This is a genomic window from Sphingomonas sp. BT-65 (assembly GCF_026107375.2).
Taxonomy (GTDB): Bacteria; Pseudomonadota; Alphaproteobacteria; order Sphingomonadales; family Sphingomonadaceae; genus Sphingomonas.
The window spans coordinates 423,932-437,069 of the sequence record NZ_JAPCIA010000002.1 but is presented as its reverse complement, the minus strand read 5'-3'; the positions used below and the strand labels follow the sequence as shown (position 1 = coordinate 437,069).

The 13,138-nt window shown below is 68.9% G+C and carries 11 protein-coding genes and 1 tRNA gene; 6 read left to right on the top strand and 6 right to left on the bottom strand.

From position 1 onward, the window contains the following. Nucleotides 1–94: 94 nt before the first annotated feature. Complete coding sequence (locus OK349_RS16725; RefSeq protein WP_265119045.1) at nt 95–607, bottom strand: rhodanese-like domain-containing protein; 513 nt, start codon at nt 605–607, stop codon at nt 95–97. Between the two features lie 118 nt (nt 608–725). Between OK349_RS16725 and OK349_RS16720 the strand changes: the two genes are divergently transcribed. Both OK349_RS16720 and OK349_RS16715 read left to right on the top strand, forming a co-directional pair. Continuing rightward, the gene (locus OK349_RS16720) at nt 726–2,138 is read left to right on the top strand and encodes an amino acid permease (RefSeq protein ID WP_265119044.1); all 1,413 of its coding nucleotides are present in this window, start codon (nt 726–728) and stop codon (nt 2,136–2,138) included. After that, nucleotides 2,135–3,001, top strand: coding sequence for an S-methyl-5'-thioadenosine phosphorylase (locus tag OK349_RS16715; RefSeq protein WP_265119043.1), 867 nt, complete (start codon nt 2,135–2,137; stop codon nt 2,999–3,001). Before OK349_RS16720 ends, OK349_RS16715 begins: the two co-directional genes overlap by 4 nt. Here the strand turns inward: OK349_RS16715 and OK349_RS16710 are convergent, their stop codons facing one another. From OK349_RS16710 to OK349_RS16700, 3 genes are all read right to left on the bottom strand, one after another. Continuing rightward, nucleotides 3,002–3,205: a DUF1289 domain-containing protein gene (locus OK349_RS16710; RefSeq protein WP_265119042.1), complete on the bottom strand. Its 204-nt coding sequence runs from the start codon at nt 3,203–3,205 to the stop codon at nt 3,002–3,004. It lies immediately after the preceding gene. Next, the gene (locus OK349_RS16705) at nt 3,202–4,647 is read right to left on the bottom strand and encodes a DEAD/DEAH box helicase (protein WP_265119041.1); all 1,446 of its coding nucleotides are present in this window, start codon (nt 4,645–4,647) and stop codon (nt 3,202–3,204) included. The genes OK349_RS16710 and OK349_RS16705 overlap by 4 nt, the downstream gene beginning before the upstream one ends. An 89-nt stretch (nt 4,648–4,736) precedes the next feature. Continuing rightward, a complete protein-coding gene (locus tag OK349_RS16700) occupies nt 4,737–5,216 on the bottom strand; it encodes a hypothetical protein (protein ID WP_265119040.1) in 480 nt (159 codons plus the stop codon). A gap of 78 nt (nt 5,217–5,294) precedes the next feature. On the opposite strand from OK349_RS16700, the gene OK349_RS16695 reads away from it, so the two are divergent. Continuing rightward, the gene (locus OK349_RS16695) at nt 5,295–6,740 is read left to right on the top strand and encodes an FAD-binding oxidoreductase (protein ID WP_265119039.1); all 1,446 of its coding nucleotides are present in this window, start codon (nt 5,295–5,297) and stop codon (nt 6,738–6,740) included. A 31-nt stretch (nt 6,741–6,771) separates the two neighbouring features. Next, nucleotides 6,772–7,554: a SapC family protein gene (locus OK349_RS16690; protein WP_265119038.1), complete on the top strand. Its 783-nt coding sequence runs from the start codon at nt 6,772–6,774 to the stop codon at nt 7,552–7,554. Nucleotides 7,555–7,872: 318 nt separating this feature from the next. On the opposite strand, the gene OK349_RS16685 is transcribed toward OK349_RS16690, so the two are convergent. Beyond that, complete coding sequence (locus OK349_RS16685) at nt 7,873–8,712, bottom strand: N-formylglutamate amidohydrolase (protein WP_265119037.1); 840 nt, start codon at nt 8,710–8,712, stop codon at nt 7,873–7,875. A gap of 147 nt (nt 8,713–8,859) precedes the next feature. On the opposite strand from OK349_RS16685, the gene cpdR reads away from it, so the two are divergent. Together cpdR and OK349_RS16675 are read left to right on the top strand one after the other, a co-directional pair. After that, on the top strand, nt 8,860–9,237 hold the full coding sequence (cpdR, locus tag OK349_RS16680; RefSeq protein WP_265119036.1) for a cell cycle two-component system response regulator CpdR: 378 nt from the start codon (nt 8,860–8,862) through the stop codon (nt 9,235–9,237). 202 nt (nt 9,238–9,439) lie between these two features. Beyond that, nucleotides 9,440–9,514 (top strand) — tRNA-Val (locus OK349_RS16675). A gap of 54 nt (nt 9,515–9,568) precedes the next feature. On the opposite strand, the gene OK349_RS16670 is transcribed toward OK349_RS16675, so the two are convergent. Next, on the bottom strand, nt 9,569–12,994 hold the full coding sequence (locus tag OK349_RS16670) for a YadA family autotransporter adhesin (RefSeq protein WP_265119035.1): 3,426 nt from the start codon (nt 12,992–12,994) through the stop codon (nt 9,569–9,571). Between the last annotated feature and the right edge of the window lie 144 nt (nt 12,995–13,138).

Below are 13,138 nucleotides of genomic sequence, written 5' to 3'. Positions count from 1 at the left end.
ATCCATCGTGCGACAGGCGGCTCAGTCGCCCGTGGAGAAATGGACCCTGAAACAAGTTCAGGGTGACGGTGGGGGGCGGAGGTGGACGCCGTTCCTACGCCGTGATCCACTCGACCTTGGGATCGTTGAAGTCGATCACGTCGGCGAGTTCCCAGACATTGCGATAGCCATAGCCGACCAGGTTGATGAAGGTCTGGATGTTGAGCGCCAGCGGCCGCGCCTTCATCGGCACCGGGCGCGTGCGGTTCGAGAAATTGTTGTTGCAGTAGATCAGGATGCGGCGGTGCACGTTCGGCCCCACCGTCTCGGCGAGCGACTCCGCGTTGAAATCGGGCAGCGCCAGGTTGACCGCGCCCTTGATATGCCCCTCGCGGAAGGCGGTCTCCGAGCGTGCGTCGAGCAGCAGCGTGCCGGGCGAGGCGGCTTCCGCCTTGAACCGGTCGAAGGGCAACAGGCGTTCGGCGCGCAGCGCGCGGACGTCGCCGGTCAGTTGCTGGAAGCCGGGATAGTCGATCTGCGGGTTGCGGGATTCGTCGACGCGGGACTGGCTGAGCGCGGGCGTTGCGGCGCCGAGGCCGACGAAGGAGAGGAACAGGCGGCGGTCCATCTTGCTGCTCCGTGATGTGGGCGTAACGAACCTGCGCTCCCGTGGCTTTCCGTCGCATGAACCGTTGACGCCGCGCGGGCCGCGGCGCACCGTCTCACCTGCAACAAAGGGGGAGCGCATGGCCGGCGGACTGTTTCGTACCAAGACGGTGAAGGGAGCGGCCGAGCATGCGCCCGAGCACCGCCTCGCCGCCACGCTCAGCTGGCCGCATCTCGTCGCGCTCGGCGTCGGCGCGATCGTCGGTACTGGCATCCTCACGCTGATCGGCGTCGGCGCGGGCAAGGCCGGACCGGCGGTGATCCTGTCCTTCGTCATCGCCGGCGCGATCTGCGCCTGCGCCGCGCTCGCTTATGCCGAGATGGCGACGATGATGCCCGCCTCGGGCAGCGCCTACACCTATAGCTATGCCGTGCTCGGCGAGCTGATCGCCTGGGTGGTCGGCTGGTCGCTGATCCTCGAATATTCGCTGGTGGTGAGCACCGTGGCGGTGGGCTGGTCGGGCTATGCCGCGCCGTTGCTCAATGCCTGGGCGGGCATGCCGATGGAGCTGATGGCCGGGCCGCATGCCGACGGCATCGTCAACCTGCCCGCGATCTTCATCATCGCCGTGGTCGCCGGGCTGCTGTGCTTCGGCACCAAGGAAAGCGCGACGCTCAACGCGGCTTTGGTGGTGGTCAAGATCATCGCGCTCGCGGTGTTCGTCGCGGTGGCGCTGCCTTACTTCAACGGCGCCAATCTCGAGCCGTTCGCACCGTTCGGTTTCGCCAAGACGATCTCGCCCGACGGTGTCGAGCGCGGGGTGATGGCCGCGGCGGCGATCATCTTCTTCGCCTTTTACGGCTTCGACGCGATCTCGACTGCAGCGGAGGAGACCAAGAACCCCGGCCGCGACCTTGCCATCGGCATCGTCGGATCGATGATCGCGTGCGTCGCGATCTACATGCTTGTCGCGGTCGCGGCGGTCGGCGCGGCGCCGTTCACGAGCTTCGCCAACAGCCCCGAGCCGCTCGCGCTGATCCTGCGCGAGCTGGGGCGGCCGGGCTTCGCGACCTTCCTCGCCGTGTCGGCGGTGATCGCGCTGCCGACGGTGCTGCTCGGCTTCCTGTTCGGGCAGAGCCGCATCTTCTTCACCATGGCGCGCGACGGGATGCTTCCCGTGGGCCTCGCCAAGGTCTCGCGCCGCGGCTCGCCGGTGCGCATCACCCTGTTCACCGCGGCGATCGTCGCGGTGATCGCGGGGCTGCTGCCGATCGACGAGATCGCGGCGCTCGCCAATGCCGGAACGCTCGCTGCGTTCACCTCGGTGGCGGTATGCATGATGGTGCTGCGCCGCCGTGCGCCCGATGCGCCGCGGATGTTCCGCACGCCGCTCTGGTGGCTGGTGGGGGCGGGCGCGGTGCTCGGCTGCATCTATCTGTTCTTCAGCCTGCCGGCCAAGACCCAGCTGTGGTTCCTTGCGTGGAACGCACTCGGCATTGTCATCTACTTCGCCTACGCGCGGCCCAAAGTGACTGCGAAAGGGGTCGAGTGAGCGGCTGGCATATCGGGATCATCGGCGGATCCGGGCTTTACGACGTCGAGGGGATCGAGGGTGGCGAATGGGTGAGCGTTGCCTCGCCCTGGGGTGCGCCGTCGGACGCGATCTTCACCGGCCGGATGGGCGCCGCGCGCGTCTCGTTCCTGCCGCGGCACGGGCGCGGACATCGCATTTCGCCCTCGGAGCTCAACAGCCGCGCCAATATCGATTGCTTGAAGCGGCTCGGCGTCACCGACGTGCTCGCGGTCTCGTCGGTCGGCAGCCTGCAGGAGATGCGCGCGCCGGGCACGTTCAGCGTGGTCGATCAGTTCATCGACCGCACCAAGGGGCGGCCGTCGAGCTTCTACGGCACCGGCATGGTCGCGCATGTCTCGATGGCCGATCCGGTGTGCCCGCGCCTGTCGCACCTGGCTGTCGACGCGGCGCGCGCAGCGGGCGCGGAAGTGCACGAAGGCGGCACCTATCTCGCGATGGAAGGTCCGCAATTCTCGACTCGCGCGGAAAGCCATCTCTACCGCAGTTGGGGCTGCCATGTGATCGGCATGACCGCGATGCCCGAGGCCAAGCTCGCGCGCGAGGCCGAGCTGCCTTATGCGCTGGTCGGCATGGTCACCGATTATGACTGCTGGCGCGAGGAAGAGGCGGCGGTGGACGTGGCGCAGGTGATTGCCCAGCTCTCTGCCAATGCGGAAAAGGCGCGCGCGATGGTGGTCAACCTCCTGCGCGACCTGCCGGAGGTGCGCGAGCCATCCCCGATCGACACTTGCCTCGACACCGCACTGATCACTGCGCCGCATGCCCGCGATCCCGAGTTGCTGGCAAAGCTCGACGCGGTGGCGGGGCGGGCGATCGCGTAGCTAGCGCGCGTCCGCTGCGATCCGTGCGAGGATCGCGCGCCGCCGCTCGTCGCTCGCGCTCGACCATTCGGCGATCTCGCCGAGCGTACGGCCGCATCCCTCGCAATAGCCATCGACCATGCGGCAGATGCTGACGCAGGGGCTTTCGACCGCTGGCAGGGGCGTGAAGTCGAGGAAATCGTCCTCGTCTTCGCTTGCGTTCACGCGGGGATGGTGAAGTTGAGGAAGTCGGGGATGGGGCCGTTCCAGCCCTCGTCGGGACCGTCGTCCTGCTCGTCGCGGCGGCGATTGCGGTCGCGCTCGCGGCGCGGGCGATCGTCCCGGTGCGGCTCGGGGCGGCGCGGTTCGCGCGGCTCGGGGCGGCGTTCCTCGCGGCGCGCTTCCCGGGGTTCGTCCTCGCGCGTCTCGCGCGGCGCCTCGGCCTTTTTCTCGCGCGGCTTCTCGTCGCGCGGTTTGGCCTCGGGCTTGCCCTTGGCCTGCTTCCGGCCGCGGCCCTGCTTCGCTTCCACCGGCGCGTCGCCGGCCGGCAGCTCGCCGATGCGCTCGATCTTGGTGCCCTGCAGCTTCTCGATATTGTCGATTGCTTCGGCGTCCGAGGAGGTCACCAGCGTATAGGCGGTGCCGGTGGCGCCCGCGCGGCCGGTGCGGCCGATGCGGTGGACATAATCGTCCGGATGCCACGGCGCGTCGAAGTTGAAGACGTGGCTCACACCCTTGATGTCGAGCCCGCGCGCGGCGACGTCGGACGCCACCAGGATGTTGACGTCGCCTGCCTTGAACCGGTCGAGCTCGGCGATGCGCGACGACTGGTCCATGTCGCCATGGATCTCGGCCGAGCGATAGCCGTGCTGCTTGAGGCTCTTGTTGAGCTCGCGCACCGTGGTCTTGCGGTTGCAGAAGATGATCGCGGTGCGGACGTCCTCGCGCTCGAGCAGCTTGCGCAGCGCCTCGCGCTTGGCGAACGCGCTGTTCGCCACCGGCACCAGCCGCTGAGTAATGTTGGTGTTGGTCGAGGCGGGACGGGCGACCTCGATCGTCTTGGGGTTCGACAGGAACTTGTCGGCCAGCTTCTTGATCGGCGGCGGCATCGTCGCTGAGAACAGCAGGGTCTGGCGGTTCGCGGGAAGCTTGGTGCAGATATTCTCGATATCGGGGATGAACCCCATGTCGAGCATCCGGTCCGCCTCGTCGATCACCAGCAGGTTGCAGCCGGTGAGCAGGATCTTGCCGCGCTCGAACAGGTCCATCAGACGGCCCGGCGTGGCGATGAGCACGTCGACGCCCTTTTCCAGCGCCTTGACCTGGTCGCCCATCTGCACGCCGCCGATGAGGAGGGCCATGCTGAGCTTGTGATGTGTCCCGTATTTCTCGAAATTCTCTGCGACCTGCGCGGCTAGCTCGCGCGTCGGCTCGAGGATCAGGCTGCGCGGCATGCGCGCGCGGCTGCGGCCCTGCGCCAGGATGTCGATCATCGGCAGCACGAAGCTCGCGGTCTTGCCGGTGCCGGTCTGGGCGATGCCGATCAGGTCGCGCATCATCAGCACCGAGGGGATCGCCTGGCGCTGGATCGGAGTGGGATCGGTATAGCCGGCCTCTGTGACGGCCTTCAGCAATTCGTCAGAGAGGCCGAGATCGGCGAAGCTCATCCAGATGTCCGGAAAGAAGGGGCGCAGGCCCGCATTAATTAAGCCGCGCGCATTGGGGAAATGGCGCGCAAAGTCAAGATAAGTTCAAGTCAGCGTGCGGGGATCAGGGTACGAAATGCCTTGATCCGGCATTCGCCGCCCGAGCGCGAGCGGAACATGTCGCGCTTGGCGCAGATCATGCCGTCCTTGGTCGGCTTGACGTAGAAGCCCGAATAGAAATCGAGCGCGGGGCATTCGTTGCCGAGCTTGGCGCGCAGCCGCTTGCCGCCGGCGAGGAACAGGTCGACGCTGTCGGGACGCGTGATCGTGGCGCCGGCCAGGCTCTGCATCTTGACGCATTTGTCGGCGTCCTTCTCGACCCAGGCGATCGGCGGAAGCGGCGCGGCGGGGGCGGAGACGCGGCGCACCGCATCGGCGCGCGGCACGCGAATCACGAAATGCTGCTGGATGCGCACCTGCGCCACCCGTGTCACGCCGGTGTTCGCCTTGGACGCGGCCTTGCGCGTCTCGCCTGGCGGGGCGAGCGGCAGCAACAGCGCAGCACTGGCAGCAAGCAACAAATTCACCATCTCATCCTGCCCCATAGCGAGTGGGCTTGAACAGTGGATGAATTGCTCCCTGGTGCGGCGGATGGTAGCGGCGCGGAAATGACGCCGGCACAAGCGCAACTGGTCGAGGCCGTCGCGGCGCGCTTCGGCCCCAAGGCGGTGATCACCGACCGCCAGGCGATCGCGCCGTGGCTCGACGATTGGCGCGGCCGCTATCGCGGTGCCGCGGCCGCGATCTTGCAGCCCGATTCGGTCGAGGCGGTGGCGGAGACGGTGCGCCTCGCGGCGCAGCTGGGCGTGGCACTGGTGCCGCAGGGCGGCAACACCTCGATGGTCGGCGGCGCGACGCCACCGGCCGACGGATCGGCGCTGATCCTGTCGCTGCGGCGCATGGACCGCGTGCGCCGGATCGACGCGGCGGCGAACCTGATCGAGGCGGAAGCGGGGGTGATCCTCGCCCACCTGCATGATGCGGCGCTGGCACAAGGGCGGCGTTTCCCGCTGACGCTCGGCGCGAAGGGCAGCGCGACGGTGGGCGGGCTGGTCTCGACCAACGCCGGCGGCACGCAGGTGCTGCGCTTCGGCACGATGCGCGGGCTGGTGCTGGGGCTCGAGGCGGTGTTGCCCGATGGCAGCGTCCACGACGGCCTCGCGGCGCTCAAGAAGGACAATCGCGGCTACGACCTCAACCAGCTGCTGATCGGCGCGGAAGGAACACTCGGCGTGGTCACCGCGGCGAGCCTGAAGCTGGTGCCGGCCGTCCATGCCCGCGCGGTGGCGTGGGTCGGGCTCGCCTCGCCCCACGCTGCGCTCGATCTGCTGCGGATGGCCGCGGCGGCGACCGACGCGATCGAGAGCTTCGAGATCGTCCCGGCGCAGTCGCTGGGCGCGGTGCTGAGGCACGTTCCCGGTACGCGCGCGCCGCTCGCGGGCGAGCATCCCTGGCATGTGCTGATCGAGGCGGTGACGACAAGCCCGGCGCAGGAGGCGCCCGCGGCGCTGCTCGAACGGCTGCTCGGCCAGGCGCTCGAATCCGGTCTGGCGGCGGATGCGGCGATCGCCGCGAGCGAGGGGCAGGCCGAGGCGTTCTGGAAGCTGCGCGATTCGATCTCGGAGGCCGAACGCGCCAGCGGCCCGGCGCTTCAGCACGACATCTCGGTGCCGGTGGCGGCAATGCCCGATTTCATGATCGAGGGTGCGCGCGCGGTCGAGGCGCGGTTTCCGGGGACGAGCGCGGGGGCGTTCGGGCATCTCGGCGATGGCAATGTCCATTTCCATGTCCGCGCGCCCGCCGGAAGTCCGGCGGACTGGGCGGCACGTAACGCGGAAGTCGTGAGCCCGTTCGTCCACGATCTGGTCGTCGCGGCGGGCGGGTCGATTTCGGCCGAGCACGGCATCGGTCAGATGAAGCGCGACGAACTCGCCCGGCTTTCCTCGCCCGCGCGGATGCGTGCGCTCGCCGCGATCAAGCACGCAATCGATCCGCTGAACCTGTTCAACCCAGGGAAGCTCGTTTCCCTTGCGCCGGAGCGTCGCGGCCAATAGACCGCGCCAGTCCCGAATCCAGGAGAGTTTCATGGCCAGCGCGCCGCAAGCACAGGGTCTTCCGCTTTTCTACAACGACCTCCAGCCGCTCTCGAGCGAGATTCACGGCAATTTCCGCATCCGCCGCGCGGACGCGGCGCCGTTCCTCGCCAAGCAGCATGCGATCCCGCTGACGGTGGAGGAGTTCCCGCTCGTCCAGCGCCACATGCCGATCGTCTTCTCGATCGGTGACGAGGCGGTGCCGCTCGGGCTGATGGGCCTCAATGAGGGCGCCAACGTCTTCTTCGACGAGAATGGCAAGATCCGTGAGGGCGAGAACATCTACGTTCCTGCCTATGTCCGCCGTTACCCCTATATGCTCGCCCGGCTGCGTCCGGATGCCGAGGAGCTCTCGCTCTGCTTCGACCCGACCTCCGACACGATCGGTGCATTCGACGAGGGCGATGCGCTGTTCGAGGACGGCAAGCCGACCGAGCTGGTCCAGCAGATCCTCAAGTTCAACGAAGAGTTCGAGATCGCCGGCCAGAAGACCAATGCCTTCATCAAGGAGCTCAACGACCTCGAGCTGCTGATGGACGGCGAGGTCGCGATCCAGCCCGAGGGCGCAGCGCAGCCCTATATCTATCGCGGCTTCCGCATGGTCGACGAGAACAAGCTCAACGACCTGCGCGGCGACCAGCTGCGCAAGATGGCGCAGAACGGCATGCTGCCGCTGATCTACGCCCATCTCTTCTCGCTCGGCCTGATGCGCGAGATCTTCGCGCGCCAGCTGCAGCAGGGCGGCGTGGCGCCGCAGCCGGTGCCGGCGGCCTGAGGACATGCACGCTCCCGGCCGTGACCGTAACGGCCGGGAGCGTCGTGCGCGCCCCTCATACCCTTGTCGCGGGCCCCGCGACATCCGATATCCGGCAGGCACGCTTCCGGCAGGATTCCGCCTGAAACGAGCGGTTTGCAGGCCATTCCTCCTCAATTCGTCGCATTTCCGATTGTGGCCTTGAAGCCACGGTCAAGCCCCCCTATATCTCGTTGAGTACGGTTCCGTGTCCCCCCTTTCGCGGAGCCGTGCGGCACGCCCTCGGGCGTGTCTCCTCCCTGAACCTTGGCCGCCCGGTGGCAACACCGGGCGGTTTTTTTATTGCGCTGCCGCCGCGAGAGGGAGCGCCTCGTCCGCCACCGTCTCGATGATCCGGCGCAGCAGCGTTGCGGTGGCATCGAAACCGGCGCCGGGCGTTTCGCGGCGCCGGTCGAGATAGAGGGTGCGGTCGACCTCGACCTGGATCGCGTGGATGCCGGCTGCGGCGTCGGCGTGGCGATCTAGGACATGGCCGCCGGCATAGGGCGTGTTGACCGCGCTGCGCACGCCCGCGGCGTGGATCGCGCCCTCGATCCGGCCGACGAAGCGCGCTGCCGCCGATCGGCCGAAGCGATCGCCGATCACGATTCGCGCGGCGCCCGCCGCGAGCGGCGGCATCGAGTGGATGTCGAGCAGCACCGCGACCCCGAAGCGGTCGCGCGCCGCCGCCAGCGCCGCGGCGAGCGCGGCGTGATAGGGCCGATGATCGCGCTCGATCCGCTCACGCACCTCCTCGTCCGCGAAGCGGCGGCGCCATAGATCGACCGCGCTCGCGCGGCGGGGCACGAGGCCGAGCCCGCTCTTGAGCTTGAGCGACATCGCGCCCTCCGGCATCGGCGCCGCGCCTTCGTCGATGCGCGGATCGCGCTCGTGCTCGGCGCGGTTGAGGTCGATCCAGGCGCGCGCCCGGTTGGCGACGAACAGCGTTTCCGCCCCGCGCGCGGCGATCGTCAGCGTGTCGGCGTGCCGGTCCTCGAGCGGGAGCAGGCTGGCGAGCGGCACGCGCAACGCGGCGCGCAGCGGCAGCGGATAATCGCGCCCGGCATGGGGGACCGAGAGCACCACCGGCGACACCGGCGTTTCCGGGCCATGGCGGTCGAAGGAGGGGGGCACGCTCACGCGTGCAAGCCTATGCGCGCGGGGCGGGCAGGGCAACGGGCGGGACGGCTGGAAAATCTTAAACCCTTCGCGCATAGTCTATGGCCTCGCGGGCGGCCCGGATTCGCGCGGCGGGTGCGCCGCGCCGGGCGCGGCAATGGGGTTTGGATGATCAGGATTCTTCTGGCTGAGGACGATCGGGTGATGCGCGAGTATCTCGCGCGCGCGCTCGAGCGTTCGGGCTATGCCGTGACCGCGGTCGACCGCGGCACCGCGGCGTTGCCGCTGCTCGAGACCGAACGCTTCGATTTGCTGCTGAGCGACATCGTCATGCCCGAGATGGACGGGATCGAGCTCGCGCAGAAGGCGGGCGAGATCGCCCCCGACATGCGCGTCATGTTCATCACCGGTTTCGCCGCGGTCACGCTCAAGGCGGGCAAGCAGATTCCGTCGGCGCGCGTGCTGTCCAAGCCGTTCCACTTGCGCGACCTGGTGCTCGAGGTGGACCGGTTGTTCGAGATGGAGCAGGTCCCGAGCAGCAACTAGTGTACTCCGCGTGCGCGGAGGCGGCACCGGCCCACTCCCCCACCCGGCCACCCATAAAATACACTGGCGTGGGTGGCCGGGTGGGGGAGTGGGCCGGTGCCGCATTCAGCGTAGCTGAATCTCAAACCGAACGCTCCGGCGCTTGCAAGGGGGGACGCCCCCCGCTAAAGCGCCGCTTCCCGAGATTCGCCGCAAGGCAATCGGGCGCGTAGCTCAGTGGTAGAGCACTGTGTTGACATCGCAGGGGTCGCAAGTTCAATCCTTGCCGCGCCCACCATTTCAAAAAGCCGGCTGCCCCAGGGGGCGGCCGGCTTTTTTACGCGCTGGTCCCTCAAAACTCCCCGGCGACGCCGACCCGCACGATGTTGTTGCCGTTGCCGCCATAGGCGAAGCCGGCGGTGGCCGCGAGCGGGACTTCGGTGTTGAGGCGATGCGCGACCGACCCGCCGATCGCCTGATAGCCGCGGAAGAACGCGCCATTGACCGAATAGCTCGTCCGGCCCGGCTCCGACGGCATCGGCGCATAGCCTAGCGCGGCGACCGCGGCGATCCCGCGCCGCGAATCCTCGCGCACCTCGCTGAGGTCGAAGCCGAGCGCGGCGACGCGGCCATCGGTATATTCGTTGGCGGAGGCCAGCGTCTGCGCCATGCCGGACTGGAGCTGGCCGACATTGGCCGCGTCGGTGGGGGCGACGCCCGCCGAGACATAGACGACGCGCCGGGTGGCGGTCGACGAGCCGACCGACACGACGTCGGACATGCCGTCATCGCTGGCATTGGCGCCGATCGCCACCGAATTGGTGCCGGTTGCCTGCGCGCCGCTGCCGACCGCCGTCGCATTCTGCGCGGTGGCCTGTGCGGTGCTGCCGAGCGCGGTCGCATTCTGCGCGGAGGCCTGTGACGCGTTCCCGACCGCGGTGGCCCAGGCGCCGGAGGCGACGGCCCCTCCGCCTCCCGCCGAGGCATTCGAGCCGCTCGCGACGGGCAGGTTGGCGCCCAGGGCGTTGTCCGAGGTGAAGCCGCCGAACTGCTGGCCGATGATCCCGTCGATGATCGCCTGGACGCGCACATTGGTCGCGGCGAGCTGTGACCCGTTCACCGCGTCGGTCGAGACGGCGTCCAGCGCCCCCGCCGCGACGCCGGTCAGCTGCCGGTTGCCGCCGGTGCCGGCGAAATTCACCGTGCCGCCGTCGGTCTGCGCACCCACAGTGAGCCCGGCGCCGGGCGCTGCCTGTTGCACCAGCCCGATCGTGCCGGCGCTCACCGCATCGGTGAGGTCGCCGATCGCGGTGGTGTTGGCGTTCACCGCGCCTTGCAGATTGGTGATCGCCGTGTTGCTTGCCCCGACCTGACCCTGAAGCGTGGTGATGTCGGCGGTGTTGGTCGTCACCTGAGTCTGCAGATTGTTGATCGCGCCGGTATTCGCCGCGGTCTGGCCCTGCAGTTGGGTGATCGCGCCGGTATTCGCGGCGATCGCATTGGTGTTGGTGGCGACCTGGCCCTGCAGGGTGGTGATGTTCGAGGTGTTGGACGTGACCTGGGTCTGCAGGTTGGTGATCGCGCCGCTATTGGCGTTGGTCTGGCCCTGCAACGCGCTCACCGCGCCATTGGTGGCGGTGATCGCGCCGTCGAGCGCGGTGATCGCGCCGCCGACGCTGGTCTGGTTCGCGCCCTGAACGCTATAGGACGGCGCGGTCACGGCCCCGTTGGCATCGACGCTCGCGCCGCCGCCAAGCGCATTGGCCACGCTCTGGCCGGCGCCGTGGAGCTGGCTTCCGTTCACCGCGTGGTTGGACGTCGCGTTCACCGTGCCGGGGGCGACGCCGGCCAGCTGCCGGTCGCCCGCGGTGCCGGTGAAGTTGACCACGGTGCCACCGCTGTTCATCGCCACGGTGATCACCGCGCCCGGACCCGCCTGCTGCACCAGGCCGAGCGTGCCGTTCGACAGCGCGGCGATCGCGCTGCTGTTGTTCGCGATGCCGGTGGTGTTGGCGGTCACCCGCTGATCGAGATCGGTGATGTCATCGGTGTTGTCGGTAGTCTGGGTGTCGAGCGCCGTCAGCGCGTCGCCGACATTGGTGCGCGCGGCGCCCTGGATCAGGTAGCTCGGCGCGGCGAGCGTCCCGTCGGGGTTGACGCCCGCCCCGCCGCCCAGCGCGGCGGCGATGCTGCCGTTGCTGGCATGGATCTGCCCGCCATTGACCGCCTCGGTCGAGCCCGCCGCGATCTGGCCGTTGGCCACGCCGGCGAGCTGCCGCGCGCCGGCGGTTCCGGTGAAATCGACGCGCGTGCCGCCGCTCGCCGCCGCGACCGTCACCGGCGCGGTGGCGTTGGCTTGCTGGACGAGGCCGACTGTGCCGTTGCCGATGCTGCCGGCCAGCGCGTTGATTGCCGCGGTGTTGCCGGCGATGTTCGTCTCGGCGGTCGTCACGCGGCCGTCGATCGTCGTGATTGCGCCGGTATTGGCGGTGACCTGCGTATCGAGCGCGCTCAGCGCCGCGCCGACATTGGTGAATGCGCCGCCCTGGACCGCATAGCTCGGCTGGGTGAGGGTACCCGTCGCGGGGTCATAGGTTGCGCCGCCGCCCAGGCTGGCCGCCACCCCCGCGCCGAGCGCATCGGCCTGCGCGTCGATGCCCTGGAGCTGGGACACGTTGACCGCATCGGTCGCGTCCGACCCCGCCGCGACGCCGGTCAGCTGGCGCTGCCCTGCGGCAGTGCCGATCGACACTTCGCCGATCGAGGTCTGCGGCGCGGTCAGCCCGGTCGCGGTATAGCCGGCCAGCGCCCCCCTGCTCGCGACGGAGGAGCGGCCGAGCGCGACGCTGTTCGCGACGGTGACGCTCGACTGGCGGCCGAGCGCTACGCTCTCGGCCGCCGTCGCCGAGGCGAAGCTGCCGACCGCCATGCTGTCGGCAGCCGAGGAGACCGCGCCCTGGCCGAGCGCGGTGGCGCGCAACCCCGCCGCCGCATTGACGCCATAGGCCACCGACGAGTTGCCGGCATTGGCCGAGCGGCCGACGGCGGTGCCGTTGGTTCCCGCCACCGCGCCCGATCCGACCGCGGTCGACTGGACCTGGATCGCCGATGCGCCATCGCCGATCGCGGTCGAGTTCTGCGCGGTCGCCCGCGCGCCATTGCCGATCGCGACGGTGTTGACGCGAGTCAGGTCGACCGTGTCGCCGGCCTGCGCGCCGTTGCCGATCGCGATCCCGTTGGCACTGGTGGCGAGCGCGCCATTGCCCTGCGCGACGCTGCCTGCGCCCTCCGCACGCGCGCCCGTACCGAATGCCGAGGCATTGTTGCCGCTTGCAATGGCTCCGGCGCCGATCGCCGTGGCATTGCCCGCGCCGGCACTGCCGGCCTGCGCGCCATTGCCGATCGCGATCGAGTTGCCGGTGCCCGCGGTCCGCGTTGGTGTCGCGCGACTGTTGCCGATCGCGATGCCGCCATTGTCGGTCACTTCGGCCGCGGGCGTGGTTCCCGCCGGGCAATCGGGATTTCCGCTTACCGCAACCCCGCCATTGGTCGCGCCGCCATTATTGACTACGGCCGGCGGGTTGGCCGGGCAGGCTGGCGTCGGCGGCGGGACTTCGGGATTGACCGCCACCTGCGCGAACGCCGGCGTTGCGAGGGAGCTGAGCAGGATCGCGAGGAGCGGGACCCGGTGTCGCGTGCGCCGCCACGCGGGCGGGGCGACGAGGGCCGAGCTATCGAGAAAGACACGGAGGTCTGAAACTGAACGAGCACGCGACATGGTACCTCTCCTTCACGCTACGACTTGGTCGTCAAAAGCGGGAAACGCCGGTCACGAAGGTGCAAGTTCTGTCAGGGACGCTTCCCTCGGAAATTACCTTTCATTGGCTATACATTTTCAAATGTGGGGCTGTTGGTGGCGATC